General features: G+C 33.7%; 11 protein-coding genes and 9 pseudogenes. 19 read left to right on the top strand and 1 reads right to left on the bottom strand.

What is annotated here, in order from left to right; all coding sequences use genetic code 11:
- Positions 1 to 55: 55 nt before the first annotated feature.
- Positions 56 to 1,036 (bottom strand): biotin--[acetyl-CoA-carboxylase] ligase, encoded by a 981-nt coding sequence (locus JCM7501_RS00895; RefSeq protein WP_028991458.1) that lies wholly within the window; start codon positions 1,034 to 1,036, stop codon positions 56 to 58.
- A 147-nt stretch (positions 1,037 to 1,183) separates the two neighbouring features.
- On the opposite strand from JCM7501_RS00895, the gene hprK reads away from it, so the two are divergent.
- From hprK to JCM7501_RS00985, 19 genes and pseudogenes are all read left to right on the top strand, one after another.
- A complete protein-coding gene (gene hprK / locus JCM7501_RS00900; RefSeq protein ID WP_028991459.1) occupies positions 1,184 to 2,101 on the top strand; it encodes an HPr(Ser) kinase/phosphatase in 918 nt (305 codons plus the stop codon).
- Between the two features lie 15 nt (positions 2,102 to 2,116).
- The gene (locus tag JCM7501_RS00905; protein WP_012995727.1) at positions 2,117 to 2,854 is read left to right on the top strand and encodes a phosphatase; all 738 of its coding nucleotides are present in this window, start codon (positions 2,117 to 2,119) and stop codon (positions 2,852 to 2,854) included.
- A complete protein-coding gene (locus JCM7501_RS00910; protein ID WP_012995726.1) occupies positions 2,851 to 3,789 on the top strand; it encodes an ROK family protein in 939 nt (312 codons plus the stop codon). The genes JCM7501_RS00905 and JCM7501_RS00910 overlap by 4 nt, the downstream gene beginning before the upstream one ends.
- A 12-nt stretch (positions 3,790 to 3,801) precedes the next feature.
- Positions 3,802 to 5,278 (top strand): annotated as a pseudogene (locus JCM7501_RS00915) (long-chain-fatty-acid--CoA ligase).
- Between the two features lie 13 nt (positions 5,279 to 5,291).
- Positions 5,292 to 5,891, top strand: a complete 600-nt coding sequence (locus JCM7501_RS00920) for a YesL family protein (RefSeq protein ID WP_028991460.1) — start codon at positions 5,292 to 5,294, stop codon at positions 5,889 to 5,891.
- A 132-nt stretch (positions 5,892 to 6,023) separates the two neighbouring features.
- Positions 6,024 to 7,428 (top strand): annotated as a pseudogene (gene amrA, locus JCM7501_RS00925) (AmmeMemoRadiSam system protein A).
- A gap of 112 nt (positions 7,429 to 7,540) precedes the next feature.
- Positions 7,541 to 7,711: pseudogene (locus JCM7501_RS12455) on the top strand (MerR family DNA-binding transcriptional regulator); the annotation flags it as partial.
- A 48-nt stretch (positions 7,712 to 7,759) separates the two neighbouring features.
- Positions 7,760 to 8,734 (top strand): annotated as a pseudogene (locus JCM7501_RS00930) (IS200/IS605 family accessory protein TnpB-related protein); the annotation flags it as partial.
- 6 nt (positions 8,735 to 8,740) lie between these two features.
- Positions 8,741 to 9,741: pseudogene (gene amrS / locus JCM7501_RS00935) on the top strand (AmmeMemoRadiSam system radical SAM enzyme).
- A gap of 123 nt (positions 9,742 to 9,864) precedes the next feature.
- Positions 9,865 to 10,092 (top strand): hypothetical protein, encoded by a 228-nt coding sequence (locus tag JCM7501_RS00940; RefSeq protein WP_013150666.1) that lies wholly within the window; start codon positions 9,865 to 9,867, stop codon positions 10,090 to 10,092.
- Between the two features lie 66 nt (positions 10,093 to 10,158).
- Positions 10,159 to 10,496, top strand: a pseudogene (locus JCM7501_RS00945) (hypothetical protein).
- 178 nt (positions 10,497 to 10,674) lie between these two features.
- A pseudogene (locus JCM7501_RS00950) lies at positions 10,675 to 11,665 on the top strand (LacI family DNA-binding transcriptional regulator).
- Between the two features lie 57 nt (positions 11,666 to 11,722).
- Complete coding sequence (locus tag JCM7501_RS00955) at positions 11,723 to 12,811, top strand: Gfo/Idh/MocA family protein (protein WP_013150663.1); 1,089 nt, start codon at positions 11,723 to 11,725, stop codon at positions 12,809 to 12,811.
- 14 nt (positions 12,812 to 12,825) lie between these two features.
- Positions 12,826 to 13,875: a Gfo/Idh/MocA family protein gene (locus tag JCM7501_RS00960; protein WP_013150662.1), complete on the top strand. Its 1,050-nt coding sequence runs from the start codon at positions 12,826 to 12,828 to the stop codon at positions 13,873 to 13,875.
- A 17-nt stretch (positions 13,876 to 13,892) separates the two neighbouring features.
- Complete coding sequence (locus tag JCM7501_RS00965; protein WP_028991464.1) at positions 13,893 to 14,642, top strand: sugar phosphate isomerase/epimerase family protein; 750 nt, start codon at positions 13,893 to 13,895, stop codon at positions 14,640 to 14,642.
- Position 14,643: 1 nt separating this feature from the next.
- Positions 14,644 to 15,569: pseudogene (locus JCM7501_RS00970) on the top strand (sugar phosphate isomerase/epimerase family protein).
- 237 nt (positions 15,570 to 15,806) lie between these two features.
- Positions 15,807 to 16,778 (top strand): 2-hydroxyacid dehydrogenase, encoded by a 972-nt coding sequence (locus tag JCM7501_RS00975; RefSeq protein WP_012995713.1) that lies wholly within the window; start codon positions 15,807 to 15,809, stop codon positions 16,776 to 16,778.
- 242 nt (positions 16,779 to 17,020) lie between these two features.
- Positions 17,021 to 17,776: a DeoR/GlpR family DNA-binding transcription regulator gene (locus JCM7501_RS00980; RefSeq protein ID WP_028991466.1), complete on the top strand. Its 756-nt coding sequence runs from the start codon at positions 17,021 to 17,023 to the stop codon at positions 17,774 to 17,776.
- A gap of 25 nt (positions 17,777 to 17,801) precedes the next feature.
- A pseudogene (locus tag JCM7501_RS00985) lies at positions 17,802 to 19,244 on the top strand (tagaturonate epimerase family protein); the annotation flags it as partial.

Raw genomic sequence — 19,244 nt, forward strand, 5'->3', positions numbered from 1 at the left:
TTAGAAAATTTTGACTTTGTCAACAAATTTAAGCGTCAAGATTTTGTCTTGACGCTTAAATGTAATCCAGTAAACCTCTTACAGATACATCTCCTGACATAATACTAAGTCTTTTACCCTCTTTAGTTTCTACTATCAAACTTCCATTACTGTCAATAGTTACAGCTTTTCCCACCATTTCACCTTCATTGTAAATAACTTTTATCTCTCTTCCTATTGTTATAGATTTTGCAATGCATGTAGGTCTTATGTATTCAAAGCCTTTTTGTAAATATGTATTGTAATAAAATTCCAGGTTATTTAAAATACTGGCAGCAAGTTTTTTCCTATCAACTTTAGAGTTGGTTTCTAAGTTTAAGGAAGTGGCTTTTCCTTTTAATTCTTCAGGGAAATTGTAACAATTTACATTGACTCCAATTCCTATTACCACATAGTTTATTTTGTCAATTTCTGAACTCATCTCTGTCAATATTCCACATACTTTTTTATTGTTTACTATTATATCATTTGGCCATTTTATTTTGTTTTCTACATGAGATAATTCTTCAATAGCTTTAACTACAGAAATTGCCGCTACTTGTGTGAGATTAATTGCCTCCTGTGGCTGTATATTTGGTTTTAAAATGACAGACATCCAAATACCACAGCCTTTTTGAGATAGCCAACTTCTTCCCAATCGTCCTCTACCTGCTGATTGTTCTTCGGCAATAATTACTGTACCATCAGGAACTTTTGATGCGATTTCTTTTGCAAAATTATTGGTGGAATCAATAGTTAACTTATGTATATAATTTTTTCCTATAAAATTTGTAGTAAGATAAGGGGATACTTCTTCATAAATTAGCAAATCAGGCTCAGAAACTAATTTATACCCCAGTTTATGATGAGATTCTATTTGGTATCCTTCATTTTTTAATTCATTTATGTGTTTCCATATAGCAGTTCTTGAGACATTAAGTTGCTCAGATAGTTTTTGACCCGAGATATATTCTCCTTTGTTTTCTTTTAAAAATCTGATAAGTCTTTGCCTTAACATTTTTCACCTCAAAAATTTTGATTGGCTATACACAATATTATAATTTACCTCCTTCAAGAAGAAAAGTTTTTGTCTATTTACTTATTTTCCATTAAATAATATAATTGAATTAAACGCGGCGCTTTGTTGCTAGCTGGAGGTGAAAAAGTGGATAAAATTCCTGTTGAAGCTTTGATAAGGGATTTAAATTTGGAAGTTGTGGTTGAAGCTAAAAATAATAAAATAGATATAACCACCAGTGATGTAAATAGGCCGGGATTACAGTTTTCTGGCTTTTATGAACATTTTGCATATGAGAGAGTTCAAATAGTAGGCAAAGTTGAGATGACTTTTATAGAGCAATTACCAGAAAATGTATTACCAGAGAGAGCAGACAAATTCTTTGCTTATCCTATTCCTTGTCTTATTGTAACAAGAGATTTGAATATACCTCAAGAACTTATAGATGCTGCTCAAAAGTACGATAGATATCTTTTAAGGACAAAAGACCCTTCTACCAAATTTATAAACAGATTAATAAATTACCTTGATGAAAAGCTAGCACCTCAAATTACCATTCATGGAGACCTTGTGGATGTATATGGAATAGGAGTTCTTTTGTTGGGTGAAAGTGGCATAGGAAAAAGCGAGACAGCATTAGAATTAATTAAAAGGGGACACAGGTTAGTAGCTGATGATGCAGTGGTAATCAGCAAGATAAGCGAAGACAAGCTTCAAGGAAGATCGCCGGAGGTAATAAGGCATTTTATTGAGATAAGGGGTATTGGCATACTTGACATAAAGACATTGTACGGTGTAGGGTCTGTTAGAAATACAATGAATATAGATTTGGTTATCCAATTGGAGGAGTGGGATGAAGATAAATATTATGATAGGTTAGGATTGGAGGATGAATATATTAAATTTTTAGATGTAAAAGTGCCAAAGCTTACTATACCTGTGAGACCAGGAAGAAATCTCGCGATAATAGTAGAAGTAGCAGCGATGAACCACAGGCAAAAACAGATGGGGTACAACGCTGCCCACGAACTTAATAAAAAGTTATTAAAACAAATAGGAAATTAAAAGGAGAGGATAAAGTTGAAGTTAGTTTTGGATACTCACACCCACACAATTTCCAGTGGCCACGCTTACAGTACTATTACAGAAAATGCAAGAGAGGCTTATAAAAAAGGGCTTCAACTTATATGCATGACAGACCATGGGCCTAAAATGCCAGGGGCTGCTCACTTTTGGCATTTTGGGAATTTAAAAGTGCTGCCTGAAAAAATAGAGGGGGTGGAGATATTAAAAGGGGTAGAAGCTAATATAATGGATGAAGAAGGAAATTTGGACTTACCAGAAGAAATACTTAAAAAATTAGATATAGTGATTGCCAGTTTGCATGATGCGTGTTTTGAACCAAGTGACGATATAGAAAGAAACACAAAAGCTCTTATAAATGCTATAAAAAACCCTTATGTAGATATAATAGGGCATCCTGGAAATCCCATCTATCCAATAGATATTGAAAAAGTTTTGATGGTGGCTAAAGAATATGGGAAATTTATTGAAATAAACAATAGCTCTTTTGTAAGTTCAAGAAAAGGTAGTGAAAAAAATTGTTTTCTCATTGCTAAAAAAGCAAAAGAATTAGGAGTAAAAATTGCTGTAGGAAGCGATGCTCATGTAAGCTTCGATATAGGAAGGTTTGAGGAAGCTCTCAAAGTTATTAAGAATGCCGGGATATGTGAAGATTTAATACTTAATACCCATGTTAAAAAAATAAAAGAGTATATTAAAGAGAAAAAACGGAGAATTGGAGGAGAGGAAGAATGAGAATTGGCGTTGACCTTGGGGGAACTAATATTGCTGTTGGATTGGTAGATGATGAAGGACGTATAGTAGCAACAGGCAGTAGACCCACAAAACCAGAAAGAGGTTATGAAGCGGTTGCCAAGGATATAGCAGAAATAGCTCTTGAGCTTATTAATAGAACTAATACTGATATAAAAGAGATTAAATCAATGGGTATTGGAGTTCCAGGAGTAGCAGACAGTGAAAAGGGTATAGTGATACGGGCAGTTAATCTTTTTTGGACAAAAGTACCTCTTGCAAAAGAAATAAAAAAATATATTGATTTGCCAATTTATATGGACAATGACGCAAATGTAGCGGCTTTGGCAGAGGCGGTATTTGGTGCTGGCAGAGGTTCAAAATCATCTGTGACAATTACTTTAGGCACAGGAGTAGGGTCTGGATTTGTTCTAGATGGCAAAATATATAACGGTGCTCACCATTTTGCACCTGAGATTGGGCACATAGTGATAGGAGACAATGGCATAAGGTGCAATTGTGGTAAGATCGGATGTTTGGAGACATACGCTTCAGCTACTGCTTTAATAAGAGAAGGGAAAAGGGCCGCTAAAAAAGACCCTAACTCTCTTATTTTAAAATTTGCAAATGGGGATATAGAAAGTATAACGGCTAAAAATGTAATTGATGCCGCAAAGCAGTATGATGAAGAGGCTATCAAGATTTTTAATGACTATGTCAAATATTTAGCTATTGGAATTGTAAATGTCATAAACATGTTTGACCCTGAAGTGATAATATTGGGTGGCGGTGTTGCAAACGCAGGAGATTTTCTCATAAAACCCCTCAAAAAAGAAGTGGCGGAGAATATTTTGTTTAAAGACCTTCCTTATGCTGACATACGAAAAGCAGAGCTTGGAAATGATGCGGGGATCATCGGTGCTGCTATACTAGGTTAAAGGAGGATAATTATGAAAATATATGAAATTTACAAAAACTCAGGAGTATCGGATAACCACATTGCTATAAAATTTAAAGACAAAATTTATACTTACAGAGAAGTTGATTCTTTAATAGATAAATACGCTTCATATTTTCAATCAATAGGTGTAAAAAAAGGGGACAGAGTAGCATTGAGCTTTCCCAATTGCCCTGAGTATATATTTTCTTTTATGGGAGCATCCAAGGCAGGGGCTATTGTTGTCCCATTGAACATGATGCTTACACTTGAAGAAATTGCTTATATAATTATGGAATCAGGAACAAGTACCATTGTTTTACATCCTTTAATAGCTCAAAAAATTGACAAGTCTCAATTGGGAAGATTGAACATTAAAAATGTTGTCATTTTAGATGAAAATACGATTGCTACTATATTAAAGATGAAAGTAGCTAAACCTGTTGATGTAGAAGCTGATGAAGTTTGTGCTTATTTATATACATCAGGGACGACTGGAAAACCAAAAGGCGCAATGCTTACTCACAATAATTTCCTTGCTGATGTAAAAGCGTTGGATGAAGTTTCTGATTTGGGACCAAACGATAATTTTTTGGCTTTATTGCCTTTATTTCACAGTTTTTCATGGACAGTTAACATACTTCTTGGGTTTTATTTAGGTGCTACTATTACGATAAAAGAAAGTTTTATGCCAAAAGATACATTAGAAACGCTAACCAATGAAGATGTAACCGTATTCTGCGGTGTGCCTTCAATGTTTGCAGTTTTAATGAGAATGGCAGAAAAAGGTCAGTTTAAAGCATTAAGGTTAGCAATATCTGGAGGAGCTCCTTTAGCTCCTGAGATACAAAGAGGATTTGAGGAAAAATTTAATTTTCCGCTTGTAGAAGGCTATGGTTTAACTGAAGCGGCTCCTGTTGCACTTTTGAATCCTTTAGAACCTGATGCTATAAGGAAACCGGGTCTATAGGATTGCCACTTCCTTGTGTTGAAGCGAAAGTAGTAGATGAAAATGACAACGAACTTTCCGTTGGAGAAATAGGAGAGCTTGTTTTAAAAGGGCCTAATATAATGGTGGGGTATCACAACATGCCAGAAGAAACTGCCAAGACTTTAAGGGTGGTTGGCTCCACACGGGTGACCTTGCAAAAAAAGACGAAGACGGATATTTTTACATTGTAGACAGACTAAAAGATATGATAATATTAGGTGGGTTTAATGTATATCCGAGGGAAGTAGAAGATGCCTTGTTAGAGCATCCTGATGTTTTAGAAGTGGCTGTAATAGGTGTAGGTGACCAGTTAAAGGGAGAAGAAGTCAAAGCTTTTGTGGTATTAAAAGAGGGAGCAAAAGCCGACAAAAAGGAGCTTCAAAACTTTTTAAAAAATAAACTGGCACCATATAAAATTCCAAAGATTTTTGAGTTTGTACCTAAACTACCTAAGAATGCGGCAGGAAAAATAGAAAAGAAATTGTTAAAAGAGATGTAAAGGTGAAAATGCAATGAGAGATTCAAAACTTTATGACATAGCTTATTTTATAAGTGATTTAATGATATTAAACTTTCTGTGGATTGTATTTTCACTTCCTGTTGTGACACTTTTTCCCTCTACAGAAGCTCTTCTTCATTCTGTGCATCTTTTAAGAAAAGACGAAGGAGAAGGAGTATGGAGAGAATTTTGGAAAGCTTTTAAAAAACACTTTCATTGGATGCTTATAAATTTTGTGGTTACTGTTGCTGTTATTTTAATACTTTATGTAGATGTAAAATTTTTTACACATCAAAACACAGTTTTTGGATATATTCTTGCTGGTTTATTATTGTCAATGGGGTTTATGTTTTTAATTACATTAATTTATACTTTTTTGACAAGCCAATATTATGAAGGAAGTCTCTTTAACTTATGGAAGACTTCATTTATATTAGGACTTGGACATTTACCCCAAACAATGCTTATAATTTTGACGTTGTTAGCTGCTTTTATTCTTGCCAATATTATACCAATATTGGTTTTTATAATATTAGCAAGTGGCTCAGCTTATATAATAGATATGATTTTTGAGGGAATAATTAGGAAGTATATAAAGAAAGATGAGAAATAAAATAATTAACACAGGCATTAAAATTATGTAATTTTTAAAAAGCTTCACCCTAATATTAATTTATAAGGGATGAAGCTTTTGTTATTGTGGTATAATCAATATATGAAAAATAAATTTTTCGAGGTGTTAAAAATGGGAACCTTGTTGTCTTGTTATCTCATGCCTCATCCACCTATAATCGTACCTGAAGTAGGGAGAGGAGAAGAAAAAAAGATTCAAAAGACGATAGATTCACTTAATACTGTTTCAGGCAGCATAAAAGAAAAAAAGCCTGATACAATAGTAGTTGTCACTCCTCACGGATACGTTTTTAGAGATGCTGTGGCAGTGACTGTTTTCCTAGTTTAGAAGGGGACCTTGGACAGTTTGGTGCAAGAGGTGTAAGGTTTGAATTTGAGAATGATTTAGAACTTGTTGAAAAAATTGTAGAAGAATCGAGAAAAAAAGATATACCTATTGCAGAGATAAATGATGAATTAATCAAAAGATACGCCCTTTCAAAAAAACTTGACCATGGAACGATGGTACCTTTGTATTTTGTAAAAAAACATTATTCTAACTTTAAATTAGTACATATTTCTTATGGATTTTTGTCCTTTGAACAGCTTTATGAATTTGGTACTGCAATTGGAAATGCTATAAGAAATTCAAACAAAAAGGTCGTTTTTATCGCCAGTGGGGATTTATCTCACAAATTGACTCCCAATAGTCCGAATGCTATACGCCAAAGGGAGAAATTTTTGACAAAAAACTTCTAGACTTGCTTTCTGAAATGAAGGTAGAAGAAATAATTGGAATGGACAAAGGCCTAATTGAAGAAGCTGCAGAGTGTGGATTTAGATCGGTTTGTGTTATGCTGGGAGCTCTAGATGGATATGAGGTTAAAGCGGGAGTATTATCTCATGAGGGACCTTTTGGGGTAGGATATGGTGTTGTACAATTTGACGTTGGGGAGTACAAAGGCACAAGTCTGGTAGAAAAATTGTACAGATTAAAAAGACAAAGGATTGAAGAGATAAGGCAAAAAGAAGACCACTATGTGAAACTTGCCAGAGAAAGCCTTGAATATTATGTGAAAAATAGAAAGACAATGCCAGTACCACAAGGTTTGCCGGAAGAGATGTATAGTAGGAGAGCGGGAGTTTTTGTTTCTCTTCACAAAGATGGGGAATTAAGAGGATGCATAGGTACAGTGTTTCCACAGCAAAAGAACATAGCAGAAGAAATAATAAAAAATGCCATAAGTGCAGGTTTTGAAGATCCTCGCTTTGAACCTGTAGAGGAGTATGAACTGAAGGATATTGAGTATTCAGTGGATGTTTTGACACCTCCTCAACCTGTTAAATCAAAACAAGAACTTAACCCCAAAAAGTACGGAGTAATAGTGAGAAAAGGCTATCGTTCAGGATTGCTTTTACCTGACTTAGAAGGAGTGGACACTGTTGAAGAACAAATTTCTATTGCTTTGAGAAAAGCTGGAATTAGTCCAGATGAGGATTACACCATAGAAAAATTTGAAGTTGAAAGACATAAATAGTAAGGTAAAAAGGAGGTCAAAACAGTTGGAATTAGTAGTAAAAAATGATACACCTTTAATTGAGTGATAATGAATGTTATTAACTATAAAAAAGGTTAAATAGCTATATGATATAAGCAGAATTACATTAATAAACTGGGAAAAGGAAGGATTAATAACCCCAGTTAGAACACCAAAAGGAAGAAGATACAAAAAAGAAGATATAGAGAAGTTATTAGGCATGCTGGAAGAAAAACCAAAACCTAAAGTAGTTTTGTATGAAGGAGTGTCCACAAAAAAGCAATAGTAACATCTTTCGCAGCAAAAATTTACGGACAAAGGAGCAAAAAGCATGATAGTAATACAGGCTAAACTCATTTTTCTAAATCAACAAGACAAACAAATAGTATTAGACTTAATGAGAAGATGGTCCTCCTGCATGAGATTTGCATACAAAAGGCTTCTAGAAGGTTATGATAGAAAAACATTAAAAAGAGACCTTCAAGGGATTTTCAATTTAAACTCAAGATATGTAGATGATGCAATAATGAAAGCAATAGGTGTATTAAAATCATCTAGACAATTAGACAACAATCCAAAGAAAGTCATTTTTGGAGGAAGAGACTTATTTAGAAAACTTCAAAAGTGCCATATAAATGGGAAAGAATATCAAAAGCTAAAAACAAAGTGGCAAGAAAGAAGAAAAGGAAATCTCTATTCAAGAGGGGATAAAAGCAAAAAGGGAAATCTCAACACAAGGATAGAAGTAAAAAAATGGCACTTTCTTAAGGATAAATGTAGGGGAAAGAAAATATGTCTATGCCAGAATAGAAGTAGGCTACAAAAAGAATAAGAGAAGAGAAGAACTTCTACAGGAAATTAGAGAATCAAACATACCCTACTCAAATTAAAACTTAAAAATGACAATATATACGCCTATTTTGCTATTGAAGAAGAATATTCAGAAATAAAAATAACAAAAGAAAAAGGAGCAATAGGGATAGATATAAATGCATATCCGTACAACATATCATGGGCAGAGACAGATGAAAAAGGGAATCTAATAAACTATGATAAAATGTCAATGCCAGAGCTTGCAAGTGGAAATAAAGACAAAAGAGAATACTTCAAATGGCACTATGCTCATGAAATAGTAAAAATAGCAAAAGAAAAAGGAAAAGCAATTGTAATTGAAGAATTAGAAATAAAAGACAAAGGCAGAAGAGAGGACTTTTCAGGGAGAAAATCAAGAAGAATAAGACATAACTTTAGCTATAAATCACTTCTTTCAAAAATAAAAACACTGGCAAAAAGAGAAGGGATAGAATGAGAAATGGTATCTTTTACTATGTTAAAAGAGGCTATGTTCTATAAAAAACTAGAGAATAATGTTGTAGAATGTTTATTATGTCCTCACAATTGCCATATAAATGAAGGAAAGCACGGAGTCTGCAATGTGAGAAACAATATAAACGGAATATTAGTGACCGAAAATTACGGTACTATCACCTCTGCAGCATTAGACCCAATTGAGAAAAAGCCTCTTTATCACTTTTATCCAGGCAGATATATATTTTCTGTGGGGACTTATGGCTGCAATTTAAAGTGTAAGTTTTGTCAAAATTGGGAAATAGCACATCAAAAATGGAGGGAGATTACATCTCTCTCCAACAATTAATTGCTGCAGCAAAAAGACAAAGAGACAATATAGGGATTGCTTTTACTTACAATGAGCCTTTAATATGGTATGAATATGTACACGATGGATTGATTGAGGCTAAAAAAGAGGGGTTAAAAACTGTACTTGTGACAAACGGATATATAAATTTAGAACCATTAAAAAAGATACTTCCTTATGTGGATGCCATGAATATAGATGTAAAAGCCTATACAGAGGATTTTTATAAAAAAATTTGTTCTGGAAAGTTGCACCCCGTCTTAGAAACTGTTGAACAGGCTTCAAAACACTGTCATGTGGAGGTTACAAATTTAATAATTACTGATTTAAATGACAAAAAGGAAGAGATAGAAAGTTTAGTAAAATGGCTTTCTCAAATTGACAAAAATATTCCTTTGCATTTTTCAAGGTATTTTCCAAATTATAAACTAGATAATCCACCTACTCCTTTGGATACACTCCGAAGAGCTTATGAGATAGGGAAAAAATATTTAAATTTTGTCTATGTAGGAAATGTCATGGGATTCGACAACAATACCTATTGTCCTTATTGTGAAAATTTGCTTGTTAAAAGAGATTATTGGCATGTTAAGCTAGTAGGTTTGGAAGGGAGCAAGTGCAAAAAATGTGGAAACAGTGTAAATATTATAAATTGAAAGGGCGTAAAAAGCCCATTTTTTGTTGTGAAGGATGCCGACAGGGACCCTGTCGGAGTAACACTATTATTACAATATTCATATATTGTCTTTAGATTACGTTTTTGAGGAGGGAACAATATAATGGATGACATAAAGAAAGAATTTCAAAAAGCTCTTGAAACATTAAAAAATGCGATGGAATTGTCTTTTAAAGAATACAAAAAAAATCCGTCTAAGAAGAATGAAATAATTGGACTTTGGGAATATACATTAGGTGAATTTTTTCAATATTTTTACAAAGTTAGTGAAAAATACGATGCAAAAGACTTATATAAAGCAATAACAAAAGTTATGATTTTTGGGAAATAACACATTAAATCATATAAAAAATTATTGGACAAAATATTAATGAAACCAAAGGGAGGAGGAAGGGATATGGGAATTTTGAAATTTCTTTCCTCCAGAAAATTTTACTGGGGATTGGAGCAGCTGCATTAGGTTTAATGCTCTTCCCGAAAGCCCAAAAAAACATGAAACCATCACTGGAAAAAAGCGTTAAAGAATTGCAAGAAGTTGTAAACAAACTTGCAGAATTTTTTGATAATAGGAGACAAATGTTAATTGAAACAGTTAAAAACAAGATGGAAGAGTTAAGAGAGCAAGAGAGTCAGAAAGAAGAAATAATTAAGCAAAAACAACAAGCACTACAGCAATTAGAATACCTTAAAAATAAGATACAAACTCTTGAAGAGCAGATAAAAACATTAGAATGATAGTTTTGCTCAACCGATAAGGTTGAGCTTTTTGTAAAAGTATGAAAATTTATTTGTTGCTATTGATTTTTTATAATTTAGAGGTATAATAGTAAATGTAATGCGTTACACATTTTATTAGATATGTCTCTGAAAATCAATGAAAAATATTATGTAATCTGTTACACAGGAGGTTATGATGGCTAATATTAGAGAAGTTGCTAAAAGAGCAGGAGTCTCTGTTGCAACAGTATCAAGAGTTTTAAATGGCAGTGACTCGGTGTCTGAAGAAACAAAGGAAAGAGTATTAAAAGCGATAAAAGAATTAAATTACCATCCTAATCTTCTTGGAAGAAATTTAAGGCGGGCAGAAACAAGAATGATACTGCTTTAATGCCTAATGTATCAAATCCTTTTTATGCACGTGTTGTAAAGGGAATAGAAGATGTAGCTCATAAAAATGGATATAATGTAATGCTTTGCAATACTGATTCTGATATTAATAGAGAAAAAGCATATCTTGAACTTTTAAAAAACAGGTTAGCAGATGGTGTTATTTTTATGGCACCAGTGATGAGCAAAGAGGAATTGACTTTGATAGGACAAAATTATCCTGTTATTCAATGTTGTGAATACATAGAAGGGGCTGGAGTATCATATGTATCTATAGACAACTTTTCTGCAGCTTACAAAGCTGTGAGGCATTTGATAGGATTGGGACATAAAAGGATAGGAATGATAAGCTGTGAAAATGAACTGGTGTCTACTAAACAAAGAGAGGCAGGCTATAGAAAAGCTCTTGAAGATTCAGGAATAGAATTTGACGAAAAGCTTATGAAGTACGGAGATTACAGCTTTAAAAGCGGAGTAAGAGCAGCGAAACAGCTTTTGGCGATGGAAGAAAGGCCTACTGCTATATTTGCAATCTCTGACATCATGGCTATTGGAGCTATAAGAGCGATAAAGGAAGAAGGCTTAAAGTCCCTGAGGATATAGCGGTTGTAGGCTTTGATGATATAAGCTTTGCTTCTATGTATGACCCTATGCTTACAACTATTTCACAGCCAAAATACGATTTAGGATGTGTTGCTATGGAACTACTGATAAAGCACATGAATGGTAAATTAGAAGAACCACAGAGGATTTTTTTAGAGCATGAGTTAATAATAAGAGAGTCGACAGTAAAATAAAGAATAAAGTTTTGTCTTAAAAATACAAATTTAAATATAATCAAGGGAGGAATTTTTATGGTAAAAGAGAAACTTAGAGTAGGAATTATAGGTTGTGGAGGAATTGCTTTTGGCAAACACATGCCCTCTTTGGCAAAACTAGACAATGTTGAAATGGTGGCCTTTTGTGACATCATAGAAGAGAGGGCGGAGAAAGCGGCAAAAGAATATGGTACAAAAGACGCGAAAGTGTACACAGATTACAAAAAACTTCTTGAAGATAAAACAATAGATGTGGTTCATGTCTTAACTCCCAACAAGTCTCATGCAGACATAACTGTTGATGCTCTTTATGCAGGAAAACATGTAATGTGTGAGAAGCCTATGGCTAAGACTGCTGCAGATGCCAGAAGAATGGTGGAAGCATATAAGAAAACAGGTAAGAAACTCACTATAGGGTATCAAAATCGCTTTAGACCAGATTCTCAATATTTACATAAAGTTTGTCAAAATGGTGAACTAGGGGAAATATATTTTGCTAAGGCTCATGCTATACGTCGCCGCGCGGTACCTACATGGGGTGTTTTCTTAAATGAAGAAGAGCAAGGCGGTGGGCCTTTAATCGATATAGGAACACATGCCCTTGATTTGACATTGTGGATGATGAATAACTATAAGCCTAAAGTTGTAATGGGAAGCGCCTATTATAAATTAGGCAAAAGAGCAAATGCTGCGAATGCTTGGGGGCCATGGGATCCTGAAAAGTTCACAGTTGAAGATTCAGCTTTTGGATTTATAGTAATGGAGAATGGGGCTACCATTATATTAGAGTCCAGTTGGGCTTTAAATACTTTAGAGGTTGGCGAGGCTATGACCACTTTGTGTGGAACAGAAGGCGGAGCTGACATGAGAGATGGACTTCGCATAAATGGAGAGAAATTTGGAAGGCTTTATACAACTAAAGTTTCTACTGATGTAGGTGGAGTAGATTTCTATGAAGGTAAATCAGATGACCCAGGATTTTTAGAAGCAAAAGCTTGGATTGATTGCATCATAAACGATACAGAGCCGGTTGTAAAACCAGAAGAAGCTCTTGTAGTAACTGAGATACTAGAGGCTATTTATACATCTGCGAAAACAGAAGAACCAGTATATTTTAACAGGTAAATGGAGGCTTTTGTATGGGAAAACTTAAATATGCATGTGTTGGCGCAGGGTCAGTTGCTGATTACAAACACTTAAATGGTTATTCAAAAGTAGAAGGAATTGAAATTGTAGCCATATCTGATCCAGATATAGAAGCTGCAAAAAGATTAGCGGAAAAGTACAATATACCTCACGTTTATACAGATTATGAAGAAATGTTTGAAAGAGAAAAACCAGACTTAATAAGCGTGTGTACCCCAAATTATTTACATGCACCTATTTCTATAAAAGCGATGGAAAAGGGAATTCATGTGCATTGTGAAAAACCTATAACTCTAAATGCAAAAGAAGCTTATGAGGTCATTGAATCAAAAAATAAATACAAAAGGAAGTTTATGGTAGGATTAAATAATAGGTTTACAAATGAATCTTTCTTTGTAAAAAGATATATAAAGGAAGGGTATATAGGCGAAATATACCATGTAAAGACTGGCTGGAGGAGAAGGAGAGGCATTCCTGGAAAGGGCGGATGGTTTACAAATAAGAAATTGTCTGGAGGAGGCCCATTAATTGATTTAGGTGTACATTTTTTAGACTTAGTCTTGTATTTCATGGGATACCCTAAAGCTCAATCTGTGTCAGCAGCTACTTATTCTAAGTTTTCAAATAGCAACAGTTTAAACAGCTGGAATTATGCAAAAAGCGGGGATGGAATTTACGATGTGGAGGATATGGCAGTAGGCTTTGTAAGGCTTAAAAATGGTGCCACAATTGACTTTGAATTCAGCTGGGCTTCCAACATTGAGGGAGATTACAATTACTATGAAATTTTGGGTGATAAAGGTGGCATATGGTTTAAAAACGGACATCTTAAAGTATTTTCGGAAATTTTTGATACATTGATTGACATAGTTCCTGACACCAATTATCCAAAGTCGCCTTTAAATGAATTTGAACATTTTGTTGACTGCATAAAAAATGACAAAGAGCCTTTGGCTTCTGCTGAAGAAGGGGCAATTCTCATGGAAATAATAGACGGTGCCTATGAATCAGCTGAAAAAGGTAAGGAAATAGTTTTAGGTTAAAGGGGGAAAAAATTAAAATGAGCATACCTATAGCACTTCAACTTTACACTTTGAGAGAGGAGACACAAAAAGATTTTACAGGTACTCTTGAAAAGGTTGCGGAAATAGGATACGAAGGAGTAGAGTTTGCAGGATATGGCGGTTTAAAAGCATCAGAATTAAGAAAAACGCTTGATAAATTAGGATTAAAAGCTGCTGGTAGTCATGTAGGAATAGAATTACTTAAAAACAATCTTGAGGAAGTGATAGACTATAACCTTGAAATAGGCAATAAATACATCGTATGTCCGTGGAATGAGTACAAGTCAAGAGAGGATTATATTGAAACAGCAAAGTTGTTTAATAAAATAGGTGAAAAGTGTAGGGAAAAGGGACTTGAGTTTTGCTATCACAACCACAATCACGAATTTGAAATATACGATGGAGAATATGGACTTGATATGCTTTACAAAAATACATATAAAGACCTTGTAAAAGCCGAAATTGATGTGTATTGGGTTACATATGCTGGAGTTGACCCGTTAGAATATCTTAAAAAATTTTACAATAGACTACCTTTAATTCACTTAAAAGACATGGATAAAGAGGACAGGTCTTTTACTGAAATAGGAAATGGAATTATCAATTTTAAAGAAGTAATAAAAATTGCAAAAGAAAATGGAGTTAAATGGCTAATTGTTGAACAGGATGTGTGTAAAAGACCGGCAATGGAGAGTGTAAAAATAAGTTTTGAAAACCTAAAAAAGATTTTAGAGGAGGAAATGTAAAATGTATTTAGGATTTTTAACAGTATGTCTTGGGAATATGCCTCTTAAAGAAAAAGCTAAGTGGGCAAGTGAAAATGGGTTTAAATCACTGGAAATTGCCTGCTGGCCTAAAGACAATACGAGGGATTATTCTGCAAGTGATATAGATGTAGAAAATCTTACACCCGAAGAGGCGGAAGAAATAAAAAAATATTTTAAAGAATACGGGCTTACAATTTCATCTCTTGCATATTATGACAACAACCTTGACAGAGACCCAGAAAAGAGAAAGTTTATAAACAATCACTTAAAAAAGTGCATTGATGTAGCTAAAATGCTTGGAACTGACATGGTAGGAACTTTTATAGGAAGAAACATTGAAAAGAGCATAAAAGACAATTTTGATGAATTTGAAAGAGTCTTTACTGAGATAATAGCTACGCAGAAAATAAAGGAGTAAAGATAATTATTGAAAATTGTCCAATGGAAGGATGGCAAGTTCCAGGACTTCCTGGCACTATATCCTTTGCACCTGAACTTTGGGAGGAGATGTTCAGAAGGATACCTTCAAAAAACTTTGGTTTAAACCTTGATCCCTCACACCTGGTGTGGCAATTTATAGACTATATTGATGTGATACCACAATTTAAGGACAGAATATTTCATGTACATGCAAAAGACACAGAAATATTTGAAGATAAATTTAAAAGATATGGAGTTTTCAACAGACAACTTTATACTAACCCAAGAAGTGAACTGGGGTATTGGAGATACAGAATGCCAGGAATGGGAAATGTAGATTGGGGCAAATTTATAAAGACTTTAAAAGACAGTGGGTACGATGGAGTAATAAGCATTGAACATGAAGACCCTGTTTATGAAGGTAGTGAAGAGAAAGTTAAAGAGGGACTTATTTTAGGCCTAAATCACCTAAAGCAATTTATATAATTTTGACAAAGCCCAACCGATAATTAGGTTGGGCTTTGTCTGTGTAAAATTTCAGAAGCAGGTTGCTTTAATGAATTTAGCGTTTACAATAGTAGATAACATAGCCACCGTTTTGAACGAAGTGTGCGACCTTGAACTGAGCAAGTGCTAAACTTATTTTTAATGAACCTTTTGTCTTTTATTACAATACCTGTTATACTATATTTGATGGAATAAATTTGTAGGGAGGGAATTGTTATGTTTAAAGTGTATGTTACAAGGATGATTCCTGAGGAAGGGATTGAACTTTTAAAAAAGTACTGCGAAGTTGAAATAAACCCAGAAGACAGACCCCTTAAAAGAGAAGAGTTACTTGAGGTAATAAAAGACAAAGATGCTGTTGTGACGCAACTTAATGAAAAAGTTGATGCAGAATTCTTTCATACAGCAAAAAATTTAAAAATTGTTGCAAATTACGCTGTAGGATTTGACAATATTGATCTAAAAGAGGCGACTAAGAGAAGAATCTATGTTACAAATACACCAGATGTTTTAACAAATGCAACAGCAGAACTTGCATGGGCACTTCTATTTACAGCAGCTCGAAGGGTTGTTGAGGCTGATAAATTCACAAGAGAAGGAAAATTTACTGGGTGGGCACCAAATCTTTTTTTAGGTAAAGCTGTGACAGGAAAAACATTGGGAGTAATTGGTGCGGGGCGGATAGGACAGGCTTTCGCTAAAATGTCTAAAGGGTTTGAGATGAAGATTTTATATACTGCAAACACTCCCAAAGAGGAATTTGAAAAAGAAACAGGGGCAAAGTACGTTGACTTGGAAACACTTTTGAAAGAATCGGACTTTGTATCAATTCATGTGCCGCTAACACCTCATACACGCCATTTAATAGGTGAAAAAGAATTAAAACTCATGAAAAAAACTGCAATTTTAATAAATACAGCAAGAGGCCCTGTTGTAGATGAAAAAGCCCTGGTGAATGCATTAAAAAATAAAGACATTTATGCAGCAGGTCTTGACGTATATGAAAAAGAACCAGAGATTACAGAGGAGTTAAAGACTTTAGATAATGTAGTAATACTTCCACATATAGGAAGTGCTACAGATGAAGCAAGGAGAGATATGTCGGTACTTGTTGCACAAAATATAATAGACGTAATAGAAGGAAGAACGCCGCGCACCCTTGTAAATAAAGACATATTGGAGAAGTAAATTTTTCGGAATCCCTAAAATGGGATTCCTTAGTTTATTCTTAAAAAACCATACAAACTAATAAAAAAATTTTAAAACAAAGAAGGATTTTTTGGATTTATGTAGAATTAATATATTAAAGTCAATAAAATCCACAAACAAAAACAGCATTTCCAACTTGAATCTGTGTTTTGTTTTTATTTGCTTTATTTTATGTTTTGAGCAAAATAAAGACAAATTGATATTTTTAGGAGTGGATGTAGATGCTGGTTTCGACAAGGAGAGATAAAATCAAAGAAATCATTTTAAAAAAGAAAGCCGTTAAAGTCTCTGAGCTTTGTGAGATTTTCAAAGTTTCTGATGAGACGATAAGAAGAGATTTAGAAGAATTGGAAAGGCAAGGACTGGTAGAAAGAAACTATGGAGGCGCAGTACTGAAAGAAAATATTATTATCCCTCCACTTGTCAAAAGATTTAAAGAGCATACAGAAGAAAAGCAAAAAATTGCTGCAAAAGCGTTAGAAGAAGTAAAAGAAGGAGATGTCATTTTTTTAGATGCGGGTTCTACTACTTATCACATAGCCCGACTTCTTAAAAATTTTAAAAACATAACTGTTGTAACAAATGCTTTAAACATTGCTCCAGAATTAGCCAATAATCCTAATATTAATCTTTTTATTACTGGTGGAAAATTAAAAACTGACAACCATTCGATGGTAGGCTTTGAAACAGTAAATTGCATTGGTAAATACAACATTGACATTCTCTTTTTAGGGACTGGTGGCATCTCCTTAGAAAAAGGTCTTACGACTTCTGATATTTTTGAAGCAGAAGCTAAAAAAGCCATGATAAAATCAGCCAGGCGAGTAATTGTCGTGGCTGATAGTAGTAAATTTGGAAAAGTTGCAATGGTATCCTTTTGTACTTTTGATAATGTAGAAAAGATAATAACTTCTGGAGAACAAAACAAAGAGATAATAGAGGAATTAAAAAATTATGTAGAGATTGAAGTGGTATAGAAAATTTAATAAGGAGAAGATGGCAATGGTTGAAAAAGGTATATTGGAAAAACTTACTGATTTTTTGTTAAACCATTCATTTGTATTATACCCTAATTCATTGAGAAAGTTAAAAGAAGACACATATATTTTTGTGGCAAAAAAAGATGCTGATAAAAAAATAGGGATTTTGACAAAAGAAAATTTCAAATTAAGTTCCCCATATTTTGCAGAAGATAAAAATGTAAAAGAAATAGATTTTTACCTCAATCTCTATCCTTTAAGTTTTGAAAATTATTTGATATTGAAAAACTTTGGTATTTCTCCTACACCATGTAGGCAAAAATCTTCTTTTGGCACAGGAGATAGACTGGGGCTAGTGACACCTGCTCACATAGTGGCTTTAAAAGAATATCCGGTATTTCCTGTATTAGTTCAACAATCTCCAAGAGAACTTGAAAAAACCCGTAGAGATTTTAAAGATGCCCTTTTAAAAGTCATACTTGGGGTTTTAGAAGCAGGTTATACTGGAGAATTTGGTGCAGATGCCGACCACATAAAAGATGAAAAATATCTATTAAGAGCTATTGAAGCAGGCTATACAATGTACACTCTTGATGTAAGTGAGTTACTAACCAAAATTTCAGACATTTCCTCAAATCAAGTGATGCAAATATCTCCACAAAGCAAAGAGATAATAGAGGCTTTTAAAAGGCAAAAAAATTAGCATTTCAGAAGAAGAGTATACAATTAGAGAAGATGAACTGTATAAATCTGCGCTAATATATGAAAAAGCAATGAATTTTGTAGAGAAGGTTTATAGCATACTTAAAGAAAAAGTGAAAGACTTTGATTTAGAGATTTCTATAGATGAAGGAGAAAAAGATACAACAGTAGAAGATCACATATTTGTAGCAGAGTATTTGCATAAAAAGGGAATAGACTTTTGGAGTTTAGCACCTAAATTTCCTGGGGAATTTCAAAAGGCTATAGACTATAAAGGGGATATAAATAAATTTGCAGTAGAACTAAAAAAACATTATGCTATTTCACAACAATTTGGAGGTTACAAATTAAGCCTTCATTCAGGCAGTGATAAATTTAGCATTTATGAAATTTTTAGTGAAGTCACTCAGCACAGTTTCCACATAAAGACATCGGGTACTAGTTGGCTTCAAGCGGTAAATCTTATATTTGAAAAAGACAAAAAACTTTTTTATGAACTTTATAAAATTGCTTTAGACAATTTGGAAGAAAGTAAAAAAGCATACAAAGTTTTAATTGATAAAGATGACTTTGCCGAAGAACCAAATTTAGAAAATGCGCAAATTCTTTCACAACCAGAGATAAAGCAACTTTTCCATATTTCTTATGGAGTTTTGCTTGATGAAAAGAAAGAAGAAATATACGATGTTTTAGATAAATATGAGGAAGAACATTATCAATTTGTTTCAGCTAATATTAAAAACCATCTAGGAAAAATATTTAA

It is taken from the genome of Thermoanaerobacter thermocopriae JCM 7501, assembly GCF_001310975.1.
GTDB classification, from domain to species: Bacteria; Bacillota; Thermoanaerobacteria; order Thermoanaerobacterales; family Thermoanaerobacteraceae; genus Thermoanaerobacter; species Thermoanaerobacter thermocopriae.